This window comes from Nitrosomonas ureae (genome assembly GCF_001455205.1).
GTDB classification, from domain to species: domain Bacteria; phylum Pseudomonadota; class Gammaproteobacteria; order Burkholderiales; family Nitrosomonadaceae; genus Nitrosomonas; species Nitrosomonas ureae.
On sequence record NZ_CP013341.1, the window covers coordinates 604635 to 622551 of the forward strand.

At 47.5% G+C, this 17917-nt stretch carries 18 protein-coding genes; 11 read left to right on the forward strand and 7 right to left on the reverse strand.

The features are described 5' to 3' along the window. Window positions 1–56: 56 nt before the first annotated feature. Entirely contained in the window at window positions 57–656 is a 600-nt protein-coding gene (locus ATY38_RS02895; RefSeq protein WP_062557966.1) for a histidine phosphatase family protein, read from the reverse strand. A 173-nt stretch (window positions 657–829) separates the two neighbouring features. Further along, window positions 830–1663 (reverse strand): TRAP transporter TatT component family protein, encoded by an 834-nt coding sequence (locus tag ATY38_RS02900; RefSeq protein ID WP_062557967.1) that lies wholly within the window; start codon window positions 1661–1663, stop codon window positions 830–832. 510 nt (window positions 1664–2173) lie between these two features. On the opposite strand from ATY38_RS02900, the gene mfd reads away from it, so the two are divergent. From mfd to ATY38_RS02940, 10 genes are all read left to right on the forward strand, one after another. Beyond that, window positions 2174–5638: a transcription-repair coupling factor gene (gene mfd / locus ATY38_RS02905; protein WP_062557968.1), complete on the forward strand. Its 3465-nt coding sequence runs from the start codon at window positions 2174–2176 to the stop codon at window positions 5636–5638. A gap of 178 nt (window positions 5639–5816) precedes the next feature. After that, entirely contained in the window at window positions 5817–6314 is a 498-nt protein-coding gene (locus ATY38_RS02910) for a PIN domain-containing protein (protein ID WP_062557969.1), read from the forward strand. A gap of 81 nt (window positions 6315–6395) precedes the next feature. Continuing rightward, on the forward strand, window positions 6396–6746 hold the full coding sequence (locus tag ATY38_RS02915; RefSeq protein WP_062557970.1) for an REP-associated tyrosine transposase: 351 nt from the start codon (window positions 6396–6398) through the stop codon (window positions 6744–6746). A 175-nt stretch (window positions 6747–6921) separates the two neighbouring features. Continuing rightward, the gene (locus tag ATY38_RS16015) at window positions 6922–7095 is read left to right on the forward strand and encodes a hypothetical protein (protein WP_158441754.1); all 174 of its coding nucleotides are present in this window, start codon (window positions 6922–6924) and stop codon (window positions 7093–7095) included. A 119-nt stretch (window positions 7096–7214) separates the two neighbouring features. Next, entirely contained in the window at window positions 7215–7487 is a 273-nt protein-coding gene (locus ATY38_RS02920; protein ID WP_062557971.1) for a BrnT family toxin, read from the forward strand. Continuing rightward, entirely contained in the window at window positions 7474–7719 is a 246-nt protein-coding gene (locus tag ATY38_RS02925) for a hypothetical protein (RefSeq protein WP_062557972.1), read from the forward strand. Before ATY38_RS02920 ends, ATY38_RS02925 begins: the two co-directional genes overlap by 14 nt. Window positions 7720–7729: 10 nt before the next feature. Beyond that, window positions 7730–8029 (forward strand): TRCF domain-containing protein, encoded by a 300-nt coding sequence (locus tag ATY38_RS15730; protein WP_074701698.1) that lies wholly within the window; start codon window positions 7730–7732, stop codon window positions 8027–8029. Continuing rightward, the gene (locus ATY38_RS02930; protein ID WP_062557973.1) at window positions 8026–8964 is read left to right on the forward strand and encodes a hypothetical protein; all 939 of its coding nucleotides are present in this window, start codon (window positions 8026–8028) and stop codon (window positions 8962–8964) included. Before ATY38_RS15730 ends, ATY38_RS02930 begins: the two co-directional genes overlap by 4 nt. Window positions 8965–9011: 47 nt before the next feature. Further along, entirely contained in the window at window positions 9012–9410 is a 399-nt protein-coding gene (locus ATY38_RS02935; protein ID WP_143023459.1) for a hypothetical protein, read from the forward strand. A gap of 236 nt (window positions 9411–9646) precedes the next feature. Next, window positions 9647–10270 (forward strand): PEP-CTERM sorting domain-containing protein, encoded by a 624-nt coding sequence (locus tag ATY38_RS02940; protein WP_062557975.1) that lies wholly within the window; start codon window positions 9647–9649, stop codon window positions 10268–10270. A 146-nt stretch (window positions 10271–10416) separates the two neighbouring features. On the opposite strand, the gene ATY38_RS15735 is transcribed toward ATY38_RS02940, so the two are convergent. From ATY38_RS15735 to ATY38_RS02960, 5 genes are all read right to left on the reverse strand, one after another. Beyond that, window positions 10417–10557: a PIN domain-containing protein gene (locus ATY38_RS15735; protein WP_176767915.1), complete on the reverse strand. Its 141-nt coding sequence runs from the start codon at window positions 10555–10557 to the stop codon at window positions 10417–10419. Then, on the reverse strand, window positions 10541–11716 hold the full coding sequence (locus ATY38_RS02945) for a M20 aminoacylase family protein (protein ID WP_062557976.1): 1176 nt from the start codon (window positions 11714–11716) through the stop codon (window positions 10541–10543). The genes ATY38_RS15735 and ATY38_RS02945 overlap by 17 nt, the downstream gene beginning before the upstream one ends. A gap of 123 nt (window positions 11717–11839) precedes the next feature. Beyond that, entirely contained in the window at window positions 11840–12745 is a 906-nt protein-coding gene (locus ATY38_RS02950; RefSeq protein WP_062557977.1) for a Stf0 family sulfotransferase, read from the reverse strand. A 243-nt stretch (window positions 12746–12988) separates the two neighbouring features. Next, entirely contained in the window at window positions 12989–13498 is a 510-nt protein-coding gene (locus ATY38_RS02955) for a hypothetical protein (protein ID WP_062557978.1), read from the reverse strand. Window positions 13499–13896: 398 nt separating this feature from the next. Then, entirely contained in the window at window positions 13897–14871 is a 975-nt protein-coding gene (locus tag ATY38_RS02960; protein WP_062557979.1) for a 2-hydroxyacid dehydrogenase, read from the reverse strand. 110 nt (window positions 14872–14981) lie between these two features. Between ATY38_RS02960 and ATY38_RS02965 the strand changes: the two genes are divergently transcribed. Next, entirely contained in the window at window positions 14982–17768 is a 2787-nt protein-coding gene (locus ATY38_RS02965) for a class I SAM-dependent DNA methyltransferase (RefSeq protein WP_062557980.1), read from the forward strand. The last annotated feature ends 149 nt before the right edge of the window (window positions 17769–17917 follow it).

Genomic DNA, 17917 nt, shown 5'->3' on the forward strand with positions numbered 1-17917 from the left:
TAAATTCGGCGGAGATTAAATCAGAAAAATGCAAACATAAATCCTCCTGCCCACTGCTAAGCAGACAATTTCCCGTTCAACAACTCCAGCACTGCGCCTGATCCGGCGTGACGAATACGCGCAATCCCGCCATTGCTGATTTTGATGCGATATAAACCGGATGTAGGCGCCTGGATTGTTTTTGCAACCAATGCGCGCATCACACCCGCATGCGCCACGATCAGAATATGGTGACCGGAATAGCGCTCGATAGCTGCTTCATAGGCTGAATTAACCCGTTGAACAAAATCGTCGAGAGGTTCAGCACCTTTCGGTCGCGCATTCACAGGATTGTTCAAGAAGGCTTGGTATTCGGATGCCCGCCCAATTTTAACTTCAACATGGCTCAATCCTTCCCATTCACCAAATCCCACCTCCTTAAAGCGCGGTTCGACGGAGACGTCAATGCCATAACGTTCCCCTAAAGCACAGGCAAATGCCTGGCAGCGTTGCAGCGGAGAAGTAATAATATGCTGCCACTGATTGTATTCACCCACTGCGTGCCACATTTGCGACCATCCTTTCTCGCTCAGAAGATCATCCACGCCATGCCCGCGATAGCGGCGTCCGCCGACAGGCTCACCGTGACGGATCAAATCAATTAGAGTTTCAGTCATAAAGAATGTTGGCAGGAAAAATCGGTTGCAGTAGTTTAACTGATTTATTTTGTAGGAAAAGCAAGATTGGAAAATTGCTCCAATCGCTTTGAATTTATTGAGAATGTTTAATACTTACAGTTCTATCAATAAGTTTTCGCCGTTCGGTAATTTTCTTTTTATCGATGCGGCATCTAATAGTTTCCCACCTTAATATTCGATCCACCGGTTTTCTTAACCACTTCCAACGCGATATCGACATATTCGGTAAACTCCAGCGCATCTTCTTCCGCAATGGGGGTTGTCAGAACAAAATCAGCATGTTTGCGCGCTTCATTCTTTCTACCGATGTCAAACAACAATTCAGCATAAAAGGCACGGGTAATGATGTCCTGCGGAAACAGCTCGTGGGCTCGTTTGAGATGTGCGAGCGCTTTTTGGTTGCTACCAAAGCTGATCGGAAACCTTGGCAGTTTATGGTAAATACGGCCCAATGCGCGATGAGCGCCGGCATTCTCATATCTTTCATCAAGTTCGACTACTTTTAAAAGCAAATCCTGCATCGGCTGAAGCATTCTCAGTGCATTGAGCATACCGCTATCTTCAGCGATTTTTCCCATCGCAGCAGCCTTCCAGAACAGTCCGCGCACATCATTGGCATTCAACTCCAGTGCCTGATCAGCCATTGCAATACTGCGTTCAAACAACTGTATCCGTTGATGTTTATCGAGTTCGAGCTGAGCGCGCATAAATTTCAATCGGGCAAGCTCCGCCAGCGCAGCCGATTCTTGGGAATTTCCCGCTAAATCGCGAAACCAGTCTATAGTTTCCAGCAACAGCGGGGTATCAATGGCATACTTCCATGCCGCCAGTTCAATTCTCTGCTGATTTTCCGGAGTTAACACAGTGGGCGCAATGCGGTACGCCAGTACCGATGATGTCAAACAAATCAGTGCAGCCATGCCGCATGTAAAAAGGATAAATCCTTTTCCCAATTGCCTTAAGTTTGATTTTATGAAAACACGCATGTTAAATCCTTTTTATAAGCTGTTTCTTTGATCAGTCTGACAAAATAAAATATCGTTATTCAGGGTACGCACGAAATAGAAGCATAGCGCTATTTGGAATAAATTCAAATCATAAATAATAAGGGAATTTACGCCTTTTTAAACAATCCGCTACTGCAGAAACTGAAACGGAAATGAGAATGAAGTATAGCTCCCTTCCATTCTGGAAATCGTATAGCCAGCCACTAAGACAACTAATCCATGCCAGGATTCCGATAGCCTGTATCAGGCTTAATCATTTCATTCACCCGATGCGTTTGTCACGAAACAAATGGCATATTTCTGAATCCCTCATTTCCTTGCAACTTATTACAATGAAATGACATTTTATGTCGATTTATCCCGCCTTGCAGCGAATAAACTTATACTCCATTTCGTTCTACTACGCTTTCTAGGATAATATACAAATTTTGATCACGATCTATCTTTCCAATCCTCATTTTCTAATGCTGCAAGGCAGGCATGTAAATAATGCAACACCCATACTCTTTACCTAAGCCCGGTACCGTATCCCGTTATGCTGCTTTGGATGGTTCCAGCGATGCATTATTCCTGGCGCAATTAGCGCAACAGGCTAAGCCGGTCACGATCATTACCGCTCATGCACTCGATGCGCAAAGATTATTGGAAGAAATTCCATTCTTTGCTCCCGAATTAAGAACGCACTTACTACCGGATTGGGAAACACTGCCTTACGATGTATTCTCACCCCATCACGATCTCGTCTCAGAACGGCTGGCAACACTCTATCAAGTGATGAACGGCGCATGCGATGTGTTGATTGCACCGTTGACCACGGCACTCTATCGCATGCTGCCACGCGAATATCTGGCGGCGCATACTTTCTTCCTCAAGCAAGGCGAAACGCTGGATGTATCGGGATTACGCAGTCAATTGACATTGGCGGGTTACTCGCACGTTACGCAGGTTTTCTCACCCGGCGAATACAGCGTGCGCGGCGGTCTGATCGATTTGTTCCCGATGGGCAGCCCACTGCCCTACCGTATCGATTTAATGGATAAAGAAATCGACACCATCCGCACATTCGATGTAGATACGCAACGCAGTATTTATCCAGTCAAGGAAGTACGCCTGCTACCCGCGCGTGAATTTCCACTGGACGAAGCGGGACGCACCTGCTTCCGGGGTAATTTCCGCGATAAATTCGAGGGTGATCCGTCAAAAAAACAAATTTACAAGGACATCAGCAAAGGCCTGACACCTGCAGGCATCGAGTATTATTTACCTTTGTTTTTCGATCGGACGGCTACGCTATTTGATTATTTGCCCGAAAATACCCTGCTTTGCCTGCATCACGATATACGTCCGGTGATCGAGGAATTCTGGCGCGATACGCAATCCCGTTTTCAATTACTACGTGGCGACCTGGATCGGCCGTTGCTACCGCCGCTGGAATTATTTCTATCCGGCGATAGCTTCTTCGGCACATTAAAACCTTATGCGCGCATTGAAATTTTGTCCTCTGCGCAAGACTCGAAACTGACCGCCCCCAAGAACACTCTCCCGCTGCCTTCGATTCAAGTCAATCGGCACGCCGAGAATCCGCTGGAAAAACTGGCTATATTTCTTGCTCATTTTTCCCAATCCGGTGGGCGCGTTCTGCTGCTGGCGGAAAGCATGGGACGGCGCGAGCTCATTACCGAGTATCTGCACCAATACGGTCTGCATCCGGACAATTGTGAAGATTATGCCCAGTTCTTAGGCAGCTCGTCATCCTTTATGATCAGTATCTCACCGTTACATAGCGGTTTCATACACGAGCCCGCGCAATGGGCTTTCATCACCGAAGGCGAGCTGTATGCAACGCATGTCCACGGACGGCGCGAGCGCGAATCGCGCAAAACCACATCCACCGACAACATTCTGCGCGATTTATCGGAAATCAAGCCGGGCGATCCGGTCGTCCACGAGCAGCATGGCATTGGCCGTTATCTCGGTTTGATCAGCATGGATGTCGGCGAAGGCGAGCCTGGCGAGCTCAGTGAATTTTTGTCACTGGAATACGAAGGCGGCGACAAACTGTATGTGCCTGTTTCACAGCTCTATCTGATCGGGCGCTACAGCGGTGCAGCGCCCGAATCCGCGCCGCTGCATAAACTAGGTAGCGGCCAATGGGACAAAGCCAAGCGCAAGGCGATGCAGCAGGTGCGCGATACCGCTGCGGAATTATTGAACTTATACGCGCAACGGGCCGCACGCGAAGGACATACCTTTACACTCAAGCAACACGACTACGACGCTTTCGCGGAAGGATTCGGCTTTGAGGAAACTGCTGATCAAGCGGCAGCGATTAAAGCGGTGATCAAAGATCTGACATCCGGAAAACCGATGGACCGGTTGATCTGCGGCGATGTGGGTTTCGGCAAAACCGAGGTAGCGTTGCGCGCTGCGTTCATTGCAGTCGCCGATGGCAAACAAGTAGCGGTTCTGGTTCCCACCACGTTGCTGGCGGAACAGCATTTTCAGAATTTCTCCGACCGCTTCGGTCTGATCGCCGATCAATGGCCGGTCAGAATCGCCGAATTGTCGCGCTTTCGCTCCGCCAAGGAGCAAACCCAGGCAATTGCCGCCCTGGCCAAAGGCGAAATCGACATCATTATTGGCACGCACAAATTGATTCAAAAAGACGTGCATTTCAAGAATTTGGGCCTGGTCATTATCGATGAGGAACACCGTTTCGGCGTGCGGCAAAAAGAACAACTGAAAAAAATGCGCGCTGAAGTTGATGTATTGACGCTCACCGCCACGCCGATCCCGCGTACGCTGGCGATGTCGCTGGAAGGGTTGCGCGATTTTTCCATCATCGCCACCGCACCGCAGCGCCGCTTGGCCATTCGCACGTTTGTCAGCGGATTCTCAATGGGCATCATCCGCGAAGCGTGTTTGCGCGAACTCAAACGCGGCGGGCAGATTTATTTCCTGCACAACGAAGTCAACACGATTCAATTGATGCTTGAGAAACTGACGGGTTTGCTGCCCGAAGCACGCATTAACATCGCCCACGGGCAAATGCCGGAACGTGAACTGGAACATGTCATGCGCGATTTCTACCAGCAGCGCTTCAACATCCTGCTGTGCACCACGATTATAGAAACCGGCATCGACATCCCGAGCGCCAACACCATCGTCATCAACAATGCGCACAAATTCGGCCTGGCGCAACTGCATCAACTGCGCGGCCGGGTCGGGCGCTCGCACCATCAAGCCTATGCTTATCTGCTGACTCCTCCGGAAGAAGCGCTCGGCGCGCAAGCCAAGAAACGTCTGGAAGCGATACAGGCGATGGAAGAACTCGGCTCCGGGTTTTATCTCGCCATGCACGACCTGGAAATCCGCGGCGCCGGTGCAGTCTTGAGCGAATCGCAAAGCGGTGAAATGCAGGAAATCGGCTTCAGCCTGTACAGCTCGATGCTGGATTCTGCCATCCAATCTTTAAAACAAGGCAAAGAACCCGATATGCAGCACCCATTGGGCGTCGCTACCGAAATCAACCTGCATGTACCCGCGCTGCTGCCGGACGACTATTGCCACGATATCCACGAACGACTGGTGCTGTACAAACGCATGGCCAACTGCGCCGATAACGAGCAGCTCGACGACATGCAACGCGAACTGATCGATCGCTTCGGCCTGCTGCCCAACCCGGCCCGCGCCCTGCTCGACTGCCACCGTCTGCGCATCGCCGCCAAACCGCTCGGCATCACACGCATCGATGCCAGTGCAGAAAGCATCCAAATCCAGTTTATCCCCAACCCACCGATCGATCCGGTAAAAATTATCCAACTGATCCAAAGCAGCCGCGAATACTCGCTCTCCGGCCCTGATCGCTTGAAAATTCAGGTGCAGATTGAGGATGTGAATAAGCGGGTAATGCGGATTAGGGAGTTGATACAGAAGTTGGGGGTGAATGATTGAGAATAGCTTTTTCCGACGGCTTATGAATTCGTTGACGTGTATCATATTGAAAAACGAAGTGATGCTTTTTTATAAGATGGGAGGGGTTAGCATGATGACTCCAAATATAAATTTAATTTTTGACGCATTAGATTGCGTCGTTTCGGATGTTTAATTTCTATTTAGGCCAAGAGAATTTATGTCTGATCACTGGGCAAAGCATCACTACCTCGACGCATCAGCGTTAGTTAAGGTTATCGTCGATGAAGAAGATCATGAACCGGTCCGTTCCTTCTTTTTTGCAAATACAAATCTCGGGTCTACTTCTTTGTGTGTAATGGAGGCACTAGGTGTATTGAAGGCAAAGTGGACTCATGGACGCATTTCTGAAGACACTTATTTCAACTCATCACGACAGCTAGTTCAGTACGCGTCTAGCAAGAAAATCGAAGTAGAAGATATTGGTCTGTTTTCGTTCCAGGGGTTAAAGGCCGTGCAAGCACGAGCTAAGAAGCACAGTCTTGACTTATCCGATGCGCTTCAGCTCGAAACAATCCTTCAAGGCAAGTATGCTCATCTGGGACCAAACTCTGCATCAGTTCTGATAACCGCCGATGCCCGTCTTGCTGCAGCAGCCATCACGGAAGGTATTCGCGTTTGGAACTGCATCAAGGATTCTCAACCAACATGGATCTAACGCAGATAGCCCGGTAAGCTGGGGTGAGTCCACGAACCCCAACATTAAATATAGGCATCGGGCATGAAAAAATGAACAACCATGCGATACAAGCGTGGCGATGTAAAAACCGGAATCTATTTCTTCACGGTCAATCTTGTGCAACGTCACCTGCGTTTGTTATTGGATCATGTGGAAATTTTGCGCGCGGCTGTCAAAACGGTGAAGCAGCGGCATCCTTTTCATATCGATGCCTTTGTCGTGTTGCCGGATCATTTGCATGCGATATGGACTTTACCGTCTGACGATGCGGATTTTTCAATTCGATGGATGCTGATCAAATCGGGTTTCTCACGTCATATCACCATGAACGAACGCCGCAATGCCAGCCGAATTTCCAAAGGCGAACGTGGAATTTGGCACCAGCCGGTATTGGGAGCATTTGATTCGTGACGAAAATGATTCTGAACGGCATATCGATTACATTCATTACAACCCGGTAAAGCATGGACTCGTCCACCAGGCAAGCAAATGGCCTTATTCGAGCATTCACAGTATATCAAGGCTGGCGTAATCACAAATAATTGGGGCGATAGCAATGATAGATGTGGAGTTTATATGGTAAACGGTGAAAAAAGTTGGGATTCGCAGACTCATCCCAACCTACGAGCTGATACAGAGCAGCCGCGAATACTCATTATCCGGCCAAGATCGCTTGAAAAGTCAAGTGCAGATTGAGGATGTGAATAAACGACTGATGCGGGTTAAGGAGTTGGTGCAGAAGTTGGGCGCTAACAATTAACAGACTATTGAGAAACTATCTGCAAAACGCTATTCAGATGCATTTTGTGATAACTTAACTGTAAGTTGGAAAGTATTTTCTAACGTGATTTCATTAAAAACGGAGATACATCGGTATTTATGCACTTTGAGTGGAATGCCAAAAAAGCTGCGCTTAACTATCGTAAACATGATGTCACTTTAGAGGAAGCATCCAGTGCATTGCGTGATGTACTTTCTGCGACTACCCATGATCCCGATCATTCGGAAAACGAGGAGCGATATGTAACATTTGGCATTTCCTCCCAAGGACGTTTACTCGCGGTGGCGCATACAGAAAGCGGTGATACGATTAGAATCATATCAGCACGATTGGCTACAAATACGGAGAAGAAAATTTATGAAGAAAGTTAAATCTGAAATGACAGACGAGCTAAGACCGGAATACAAACGGTCTGATTTCGATAAGATTATCCGTGGCAAATATGCAAACCGTATCAAGGCAGAAACCAACGTGGTGCTTCTTGAAGCTGACATTGCGAAAGCTTTTCCGAACGATGAAGCAGTTAACAATGCTCTGCGGCATTTACTGGAAGAGACAAAAACTTTGATCAACTTAACCCAGCATCCTGACAAATCCAGTTAACTAGCAAAGCTTGGGAGGATCAACAGGAAACCTGTCAACACGTCTCCTGCTCGACTGCCACCGCCTGCGCATCATCGCCAAGCCGCTCGGCATCACCCGCATCGACGACAGCGCAGAAAGCATCCAAATCCAGTTTATCCCCAATCCACCGATCGATCCGGCAAAAAATATCCAACTGATACAGAGCAGCCGAGAATATTCACTCTCCGGCCAAGATCGGCTGAAAATTCAGGCACAGATCGAGGATTTGAACAAGCGGGTAACGCGAGTGAAGGAGTTGATGCAGAAGTTGGGGAGGAATAACTTATGATGCAAAACAATCAGTTACTTTCAGAGATACTGACTCACGTCAAGGCGCGATTCTCTGGTGAAAATGCTCGCGCAGTCGTCATACAACATTACCTTATGAGTATCTTCACTGAGTTCGTTAAAAGTGGATTTTCAGATCCCAAATTTGTCACTGAACTTACTTCCGGTTGCGATCAAAAGTTCTGGGCATGCTTGTCGGAAGCTCTCGTAGCCGAGCGTCTTCGCTGCAAGTACTTCCCTCCTCGACGGAGATTGGGACAAGGGCCGGATTTTTTGGTTATGGATGGTACTCGCAAGGTTTGGATTGAAGTTGTTTGCCCAGAGCCTATTGATATTCCCCATAATTGGCTAAACCCGCAAAAAGGTAGGGTAAGTTTTCCTCATGAACAGATACTTCTCCGATGGACGAGTGCTATAAAAAATAAAGCCGAGATACTCATTGGTGGCGTTGACAAGAAAGGATATCTGGAATCTGGCGAGGTAGGACCAAATGATGCCTATGTCATCGCAGTAAATGGATGTAGGTTGCGCAGTGGACCATTCTCTGCATTGATTGGAATTAGTCAGCTTCCATTTGCTGCGGAGGCTGTATTCCCGGTAGGGCCTTATGAATTGCAAATCAACAAAACTACTCGTCAAGTGGTTGATCGTGGTCACCAACATCGACCTCATATACGAAACAAAAACAAAGCTGAAGTACCCACATTCACGTTCCTTGATTCAAGATTTAATGCCATTAGTGCAATTTGGGCAATTGATTTAAATGGAAGCTCGATTATCGGCACTATAGAGCCGAGTGCTGTCATTCATAATCCAAACGCCCTCAACCCAATCCCGCTCGACTTCCTGCCAGCGGATAACGAATACGTTGCAATCCAGGAAGAAAATGGATACTTGCTTGAGAAGGTTCGTACAAAGCACGGTAGGTTAGAATGACAGCAGGAATCCGAACCTACTCTGCCAGAAAAGCGAGAAAATTTTTTATGAAACAATACATTCTATTTCTAATACTTCTATTTCCACTTAATTCAGTTGCAGAAGAAAGTACATACCTCTGCACAATTAAACAGATTCTGGAGTTGTCAGATAATGGCACGATGGAGAAGCACCTTGGCATTTACAAACAATTATTTGGCAAGCAGTTTTCGATTAATCGAGACACAGGCGAAATGGTGGGTCTGCCATTTGCCACTCAGTCATACAAGCAAGTAACAGTGCTCGATAAAGGAAGTAATGAAACTTCTTATAAAGCTATCGTTACTTCGCACCCCCCAAACATGTGGATCAAATATATCCATGTTGCCGAACATAATCAGGAAAAGAAGAAGCCATTTTGGGGTACAGACAGTGGCGACAAAATATTCAGTGGATTCTGTGAATAAATCATTGATCGAGCCCGGCAGGATATATCCGACTGCAAGGAGACACATCAATCAGTTAAGTGCAATTATTTCTGCATTCGCAAGACCTCATTCAGCGTACGTACCAGCCGCCACCAGCAACATAACCAATAATTAGGATTTATATAACCATCGGTTCTTTGAGGATCTAAAGCTTTCGGATTTACACTCGTTGTTGATAAGCAGGTTATATTTTCCTACTTTTATAGGTGATTGTAATGAAGAGATTCTATAAATACGCATTAGGCGTTTTACTTGTTACTCCAATGCTAGCTTCAGCAGCTGCGGAGCTTGTGACAAATGGCAGTTTTGAAACAGATTTTCAATCCAATGGCACATGGAATATTTACAAAAATTTGACCGGATGGACCGGTGCTCCTAACATCGAATTGCGCAATAATGTTGCGGGAACTGCTTATGATGGTACAAATTTCATCGAACTGGATACTTATTCCAATAGTTCGATATCGCAGGTGTTAACTGGCACACCTGGATTGTATGAACTCAGCTTCTGGTATTCAGCACGCCCTGGTACCGGCAACACCAATGACTTATCCTTCACGCTGGATGGCTCTGCTCCCTTAACTTTATTAAGTGGTGTCAGCGGAGGACGCTATCATGATTGGCAAAATTACTCAGCAATATTTAGCTTTGATGGAAATGGCTTGCTTACTTTCAGTGCCACGGGAAAGAGCGATAGTTATGGTGGTTCATTGGATATGATTTCATTCACCAGTGTTGTTCCCGAACCGGAAATTTATGCGATGACTCTTATTGGCCTAAGTCTATTAGGCTTTACGGCTTTTCGTAGAAGAAATTATCAAATCTATAATCAAGAATAATTCTCTTCACAGTATTAGGAAATGCGAGAAATAAGTATAAAACCAAGGATCAGACCGCGAATGCAAAAACAATTTTTGCTTCGCGGCCTGATTCTGTTCAGCGTGCATTGATGAAAATATTACTTTATCAACGATCTAATCAGAATTCACTCACGAAACGGATTCTCACTCAACAATCCATCGTCTTGCTGTCCGTGCTGCAGATCTTTTGTATATAGGCGGTTACAGCGGAATTCGAGCGCTGCGGCTACGATCAAAGCACCATAAAAACTAATCTGCCAATTCATTCTCCACCAGCTTGACCCAATACGCCGCACCGAGCGGCAAAATCTCATCATTAAAATCATAATTGGGATTATGCAGCAGACAGTTGCCTGCCGAGTTACCATTACCGATCCAAATATAGCAACCCGGTTTTTGCTCCAGCATAAATGCAAAATCTTCCGCGCCCAGGCTGGGAGTCGGTGTTATATTGACGCAATCAGTACCGGCAACAGCGGTGGCAGCACGGATTGCGCTGGTGGTTTCATCAGGACTGTTGATCGTGACCGGATAGCCGGGATTTTCGGGATTGAAACGGATGTCAGCGTTAATCCTGAAACCATGTGCGATACTTTGCGACAGATGACTGATACTTTGTTCCAGTTGCACCCGCACCGAGTTTTTAAAACTGCGAAAGGTTCCCCGCACTATCGCCGAATCCGGTAGCGCATTCCAGGTGTTGCCGCCGTGAATTTGCGTGACGCTGACTACGGCAGCATCGGCCGGATCAATCTGGCGGCTGACAATGGTTTGCAATTGGGTGACCAAATGTGCCGCAGCGACCAGCACATCGTTACCCAAATGCGGCATCGCGGCATGCGTAGCCTGACCGCTGAGATTGATTTCGAAGCAGTCAAACGAGGCCATCATGGGGCCGGCTTTGACCGCGAAATGCCCGACCGGAACATCCGGAAAATTATGCATGCCGAAAACCCGTTGCGCCGGAAATTGTTCAAACAGGCCTTCATTGATCATTTGATGAGCACCCGCACGGCATTCTTCCGCCGGTTGAAAAATAAAATACACCGTCCCGTCAAAACGACCATGATTGGCGAGATAATGGGCAGCGCCGAGCAACATGGCGCAATGTCCGTCATGCCCGCAGGCATGCATTTTTCCACCATTGCGTGAGGCGTACTCAAACCGGTTTTGTTCCTGGATAAATAGCGCATCCATATCGGCACGCAACGCAATGCTGTAACTACTGCTACCACGACGCAGAATCCCGATAACACCGGTTTTAGCCATGCCTGGATGCACTTCGATGCCGACTTTTCGCAGTTGCTCGGCAATCAACCGGCCGGTTGCGGTTTCTTCAAATGCGACTTCCGGATATTGATGCAACTGCCTGCGCCAACGGCGCATGTCGGCATGCAATGCCAGGATTTCGGAAACAATGTTCATCGTCGATCCATACCCGTGACCCCAACGTGAAATCGCGCATACCATAATGCCGAGGACTTAAACAACATGAATAATTCAGAATGCGCTGCTTTTGATAAGAAAAACGAAGACGTGTCTTGAGTATCAACGTACCGATTCATGAACAGAACCCGCAATCGAACCCATACGCAAAAAGTTATACCGGTCTTCCGTTTCACGGTGAAATCGGGCAAGCCGCTTTTCTGATTGCTCATCGCGTTGTTTTTCCAGCTGTAGCTTGGCAGAATTAATTTCCATTTTTTTCGGGGCGGGTATCTTCAGATATTGAAGTATTCTTGCAATGATGAACTCAGGCTTTGCTAGTAAATCTTCATAATGAATTCGGCAGGGATTCAACTTAAGCATCTCAAAATAAAGTTCAAATCTTGACTGCGCAAACAGTATCTCGGAAATCGCCGTGATGATTTGTTCGTTGCTTATGTCTGCCAATTCTATTTTTCCATTCAAGCCACTATTCCAATTACTTTTCCATTGCCCTGTCTGTTGAGCTACCAGGAATGAGAGCGCTTGCGCGGCCACATCATCTCGCACGATATAAATGAATTGAGGATTGGGGATGATCCAAGGTATTACTTTTGTACGGGATAAAAAATACAGTTGATCCCAAGAAAGCTTGGTAGCGAAAATTTTATTTAACGTGCTGTGATTACCGGGCAAATGGCGCACGAAATCATCCAATGAATTTAATCCGCACTCAGCACAGTCTGCCTGAATTCGCTCTGTATTGAAAAATTCATCAGCCAATCCCATCAATTCCGTGGCATAGAGCAATTCAGCCAGCCAGTTGGAACCGCAACGATTTGTAAAGCAGAGTATGACTTGTTTCTGGGTATTTATTTTTATTGATAAATCTCTAAAAAGAACTTTATCCGATTGATTAAAGTACTCTAAAGTCTCAATTTCGTGGTGACATGGCGTGTATTCGATCGGGAATGGCTGCTCCAGCGTCGAACGAATAGCGTGATAAAGGGATTGTAAAAATGGCAACATCTTGCGCCAACTATATAGCACAGTATTACTAATATTGCCAAACCGGATGTTTCATGCGCGACGCAAAACAATTCATACCGGTAAATCAATCAACAAATTATAGAAAAAAGCATCCCTATTCTTTATGGCGCCGCGCGCGCAACTTTGCTTTTACATGCTCATTTGGATTTTTTGCAAATCCAATCATAGATGACACCGGCTCTCCATTGCTCAGCAAAGAACCGGTGCCAGACCAAAATATAATCACGGAAATGACGGCACCCTGGGTTCCGTTTGTTCGACTTCAACCTGAGGCAAATGTTGTTTGACCCGATCTTCAATTTCAGCCACCCGGTCAGTCGGCACATCGACCAGAACCAGTAATTTACCCGCTTCGATCGCATCTTCAAATTCTTTGATTTGCCGATTGCCAACACTCATGCCCACCATACCGCCAAACCATGAACCTACACCTGCCCCCGCCAAAGTGGTTGCCAATAAAACACCCCCGGCAATGACCGTCGATGCTGGCGGCAATGCAACTGCAACCAGCCCGGCCAGCAAGCCTGTTGCGCCACCCAATGCGACACCTTGCTCCACGGCAGGAATGAAATCAGTTTTTTGCAATAGATTGGCTTCTGGCAAATCTTCAAGCGGTGTGCCACGTTTTGCAATTACATGGATATGCTTCTCTTCAATTTTTTGCAGAAGCAAATCCTCGACAATTTTTTTAGTGGTTGTGATATCCGGAACTAGAAAGTATATGCGTCGCATAATTCCCTCCTTCGAGAGTATGGAGTTTAAAAAGAAAGAACATAAACACGTTTTGGTTAATAGCTCTCTCTTTCAATTAATGATGCTAATGCAGTTTGTACCTATCTTTTATTCCGATTCAATTCCACCGGAATAATTTCCCTGTACATTTTATAAAATATGTTCAAATGATCGTTTTTCAACCCTCTTGCCAAAATACCCGAAAGTTCTGATTTTAACCGGCAGATGTAAGAAGCTCACTAAAGCAAGTAAGCATCAAAAACCACCAAGCGACTGCAAATGAAAACTATTGAGGGGCAAGCGTAAATTTACGCAACCACGAGAGCGAAAGAGTGGGAATTTGCTGGTTTCAATGATTGCTTTGCAACGAGATAGAATAGTGAGTTTTCAGCTAAGCTCTAAACAATCTTGCTATCTGTATCAGTTACTTGATTAAAAGATTTATGCTGGAAGAAATTTTTGATATTGTTCGCCAATAATTCCAGCAAACGCTGTCTCGATTCCCGGCTGGCCCAGGCGATATGCGGCGTAACAATCAGATTGGCAGGCTGTTGCCGCAAAATCGGATTATCCTTGCTCGGCGGCTCTTCCTGAATCACATCAATCGCAGCACCGGCAATTCGGCCCAAAGATAAGCTCTCCAATAAATCGGTTTCATTGACCAGACCACCGCGCGCGGTATTGATCAGATACGCAGAAGATTGCATCAGCTCAAATTCCTTGCGGCTGATCAGGTGCTGCGTTTCCCGCGATAATGGGCAATGCAGCGTAATAAAATCCGCCTGCTGTAATACCTCATCAAACAAAGTTCTGCCCGGGCGTGGCAACTTGTTTTTGTGCTCGGCAATTTGTACCTTCATGCCAAATGCTTGCGCCACGTTGGCCACTGCATGACCCAATTCGCCATAACCGATGATTCCCAGTGTTTTTCCGCATAACTCCCGGATACCGAAATCCAGCGGACAAAAAAACTGGCTTGTCTGCCAGCCGCCGCGTTTCACCAGCTCCTGATAGTCGACAAAATGACGCGCCAGATTCAGCATCAGCATGAACACATGCTGCACAACCGAAGGCGTAGCGTAGCCGCGTACATTGCACACCGGAATACTGCGCTCGCTGGCGGCTGCGAGATCAACGTTGTTATACCCTGTTGCTGCTACGCATATGAGTTTCAGATTCCTCGCCGCAGTGATCGCCGCGCGGCCGATAAATACCTTGTTGCTGACAATCACCTCCGCTTCGCGAATTCTTTCCAGCACCTCCGATTCGGAAGAATCATGATAATACTGCCACGGCGATACCGCGCGCTCCAGCGCCGCACAATCCATATCGCCGCGGGTTACAGAACCAAAATCCAGAAAAACAGCGCGCATTTCAATACTCCTCCTATGATCGAAAATCATACCACAAGCGATGCTTGGACGTTTCCTGCGGATCACGTAGAATCGTGCGCACCAAATAGATACCCATAACCGGAGAACGCATGGCACTGGCCTGGAACGAAATCAAAGATCGCGCACTGGCGTTTTCCAGAGAATGGATCAAAACGGAATCGGAAAATTCTGATGCAAAGCCTTTCTGGATTGAATTCTTCCATGTCTTTGGCATTACTTCCCGGCGCATCGGCAGTTTTGAGCAAAGGGTCAAAAAGCTCGATGGCCGCGATGGCTATATCGACTGGTTATGGAAAGGCAATCTGCTGATCGAGCACAAATCGCGCGGCAAAGACTTGGATCGCGCTTACCGGCAGGCCATCGATTATTTCCCCGGTCTGAAAGAACACGAGTTGCCCCGTTTTATTTTGGTCAGCGATTTTGTGCGTTTCCGTCTGTACGATACGGTCGAAGGTACGCAAACCGAATTCTTGCTGAAAGAATTTCACAAATTCATCAAACTGTTCTGGTTCATTGCCGGTTACCAGCCGCAAAAAATCTCCCCGCAAAGCCCGGTCAACGCCAAGGCAGTACAACGCATGGCGAAATTGCACGATCGCCTGAAGCAAATCGGTTACACCGGCCATGCGTTGGAAGTGTATCTGGTGCGCTTACTGTTTTGTTTGTTTGCCGAAGACACCGGCATTTTCGAGCGCACGCAGTTCACCGAATTCATCGAACAGCAAACGCGCGAAGACGGCAGCGACCTGGCACCGCAACTGGCACAACTGTTTGACGTGCTCAACACGCCGGTAGACGAGCGGCTGAAAAACCTCGACGACACGTTGACGCGCTTTCCGTACATCAACGGAAAACTGTTTGAAGAACGCCTGCCATTCGCCAGCTTCGACAGCCACATGCGCGCCGCGCTGTTGTATTGCTGTGCACTGGATTGGAGCGGTATTTCACCGGCGATTTTCGGCTCGTTGTTCCAGAACATCATAGATGAAACGCCGAACGCGCGGCGTAACCTCGGTGCGCACTACACCACCGAGGAAAACATCCTGAAACTGATCCGCCCGTTATTTCTCGATGAACTGCACGCGGAATTCGCCAAAATCAAGCACAACGCCAAACGCCTGCAAATCTTCCATAACAAACTGGCCAGCCTGAAATTTCTCGATCCGGCGTGCGGTTGCGGAAATTTCCTGGTGATCGCCTACCGCGAACTGCGCCGACTCGAACTGGAAGTGTTGCGCGCATTGCACGACAGCGGCCAGCAAACGCTGGACATCACCAGCATTATTCAGGTTGACGTCGATCAATTTCACGGTATCGAAATCGAGGAATTCCCGGCGCAAATCGCACAAGTCGCATTATGGCTGACCGACCACCAGATGAACGCTCTGGTGTCGGAAGAATTCGGCCAGTACTTCATCCGCCTGCCGCTGAACAAATCCGCGCACATCGTGCACGGCAATGCGTTGCGGCTCAATTGGAACACTGTGATCGCGGCGGAAGAATGTAATGTTGTGATGGGTAATCCGCCGTTCATTGGCGCAAAATTCATGAACGAAACGCAACGCACCGATGTCGCTACCATTTTCCACGATACCAAAAATGCGGGATTGCTCGATTACGTCACCTGCTGGTACCGCAAAGCCATCGATTACATCACTGCTCATCCGGCAATTCGGGCCGCGTTTGTTTCCACCAATTCGATTACGCAAGGCGAGCAGGTCGGCGTGCTATGGCCTGATTTGCTGAGACGCGGCGCACATATTCATTATGCTCATCGCACCTTTCAGTGGATGAGCGAAGCCAAAGGCAAAGCCGCAGTGCATTGCGTCATCATCGGATTTGGCTTGCTGGAAGCTACGCATAAAACCATTTTTGAATACGTGAATATTAAGGGCGAACCACATGCAGTGGCAGCCAAGAACATTAATCCTTATTTGGTAGATTCACCAAATCTATTTTTAGAAAATCGAAACAAACCAATTTGCTCCGTTCCCGAAATCGGTATAGGAAGTCAACCAATTGATGATGGTAATTTCCTATTCACTACTGAAGAAAAAAAAGAATTTCTTAAACGCTCGCCTAAAGCAGAAAAATATTTCTATCGCTGGCTCGGTGCGGTCGAATTTCTCAATGGATATGAGCGCTGGTGTTTATGGCTCGGTGATTGTCCTCCAAACGAACTGCGTCAGCTTCCAGAAGCAATGTCTTTGGTCGAGGCTGTTAAAAATTTTCGCCTAAAAAGTAAGCGCGCCCAAACATTAAAAGCAGCTGATACACCGACCCATTTTGGAACTGAACTCATACCAACCACGCCTTATCTTCTTATTCCAAAAGTATCATCTGAGCGTCGTAACTTTATTCCGCTTGGATTTATGCAACCAGACACATTTTGTAGCGATTTAGTATTTATGTTGCCAAATGCAACCCTCTATCACTTTGGCATCCTCACCTCCACGATGCACAACGCCTGGATGCGCACCGTATGCGGACGTTTGAAAAGCGATTACCGCTATTCCGTCGGCATCGTCTACAACAACTTCCCGTGGCCTGAAATCCCCCCTAACCCCCCTTTGGCAAAGGGGGGAGGCGCGCAGCGCGGGGGGATTCCCGCCATCGAAACCGCCGCGCAAGCGGTACTCAATGCTCGTGCGCAGTTTCCCGATGCCACGTTGGCAGATTTATACGACCCGCTGGCCATGCCACCAGAACTGGTGCGCGCGCATCAGGCTTTGGATCGCGCTGTCGATGCGGCGTATGGCAAGAAATCATTTGCGTCCGAGGCGGAGCGGGTGGCGTTTTTGTTTGAACGCTACCAAGCCATTACCAGCCTGCTGCCCGCCACCTCAACGAAGAAATCCAGAAATAGCCGTCATTGAGGCAAGTGCAAGCACCGGTGAAATGCAATTGATCAGCGGTTTCAGAAAAACTCTCCCGCCGCACACTTCACAAAATATTTGACTGTGTACCTATAATATTCAGCCTGATACATTGTTCTTCTGCCATCACATGTCAATGTAATTTCTAG

What these genes read in the sequence shown, in the direction of transcription:
- ATY38_RS02895 (WP_062557966.1), bottom strand. Translation starts at nt 656, where the DNA reads ATGACTGAAACTCTAATTGATTTGATCCGTCACGGTGAGCCTGTCGGC.
- ATY38_RS02900 (WP_062557967.1), bottom strand. Translation starts at nt 1,663, where the DNA reads ATGCGTGTTTTCATAAAATCAAACTTAAGGCAATTGGGAAAAGGATTT.
- mfd (WP_062557968.1), top strand. Translation starts at nt 2,174, where the DNA reads ATGCAACACCCATACTCTTTACCTAAGCCCGGTACCGTATCCCGTTAT.
- ATY38_RS02910 (WP_062557969.1), top strand. Translation starts at nt 5,817, where the DNA reads ATGTCTGATCACTGGGCAAAGCATCACTACCTCGACGCATCAGCGTTA.
- ATY38_RS02915 (WP_062557970.1), top strand. Translation starts at nt 6,396, where the DNA reads ATGCGATACAAGCGTGGCGATGTAAAAACCGGAATCTATTTCTTCACG.
- ATY38_RS02920 (WP_062557971.1), top strand. Translation starts at nt 7,215, where the DNA reads ATGCACTTTGAGTGGAATGCCAAAAAAGCTGCGCTTAACTATCGTAAA.
- ATY38_RS02925 (WP_062557972.1), top strand. Translation starts at nt 7,474, where the DNA reads ATGAAGAAAGTTAAATCTGAAATGACAGACGAGCTAAGACCGGAATAC.
- ATY38_RS02930 (WP_062557973.1), top strand. Translation starts at nt 8,026, where the DNA reads ATGATGCAAAACAATCAGTTACTTTCAGAGATACTGACTCACGTCAAG.
- ATY38_RS02935 (WP_143023459.1), top strand. Translation starts at nt 9,012, where the DNA reads ATGAAACAATACATTCTATTTCTAATACTTCTATTTCCACTTAATTCA.
- ATY38_RS02940 (WP_062557975.1), top strand. Translation starts at nt 9,647, where the DNA reads ATGAAGAGATTCTATAAATACGCATTAGGCGTTTTACTTGTTACTCCA.
- ATY38_RS15735 (WP_176767915.1), bottom strand. Translation starts at nt 10,557, where the DNA reads ATGAATTGGCAGATTAGTTTTTATGGTGCTTTGATCGTAGCCGCAGCG.
- ATY38_RS02945 (WP_062557976.1), bottom strand. Translation starts at nt 11,716, where the DNA reads ATGAACATTGTTTCCGAAATCCTGGCATTGCATGCCGACATGCGCCGT.
- ATY38_RS02950 (WP_062557977.1), bottom strand. Translation starts at nt 12,745, where the DNA reads ATGTTGCCATTTTTACAATCCCTTTATCACGCTATTCGTTCGACGCTG.
- ATY38_RS02955 (WP_062557978.1), bottom strand. Translation starts at nt 13,498, where the DNA reads ATGCGACGCATATACTTTCTAGTTCCGGATATCACAACCACTAAAAAA.
- ATY38_RS02960 (WP_062557979.1), bottom strand. Translation starts at nt 14,871, where the DNA reads ATGCGCGCTGTTTTTCTGGATTTTGGTTCTGTAACCCGCGGCGATATG.
- ATY38_RS02965 (WP_062557980.1), top strand. Translation starts at nt 14,982, where the DNA reads ATGGCACTGGCCTGGAACGAAATCAAAGATCGCGCACTGGCGTTTTCC.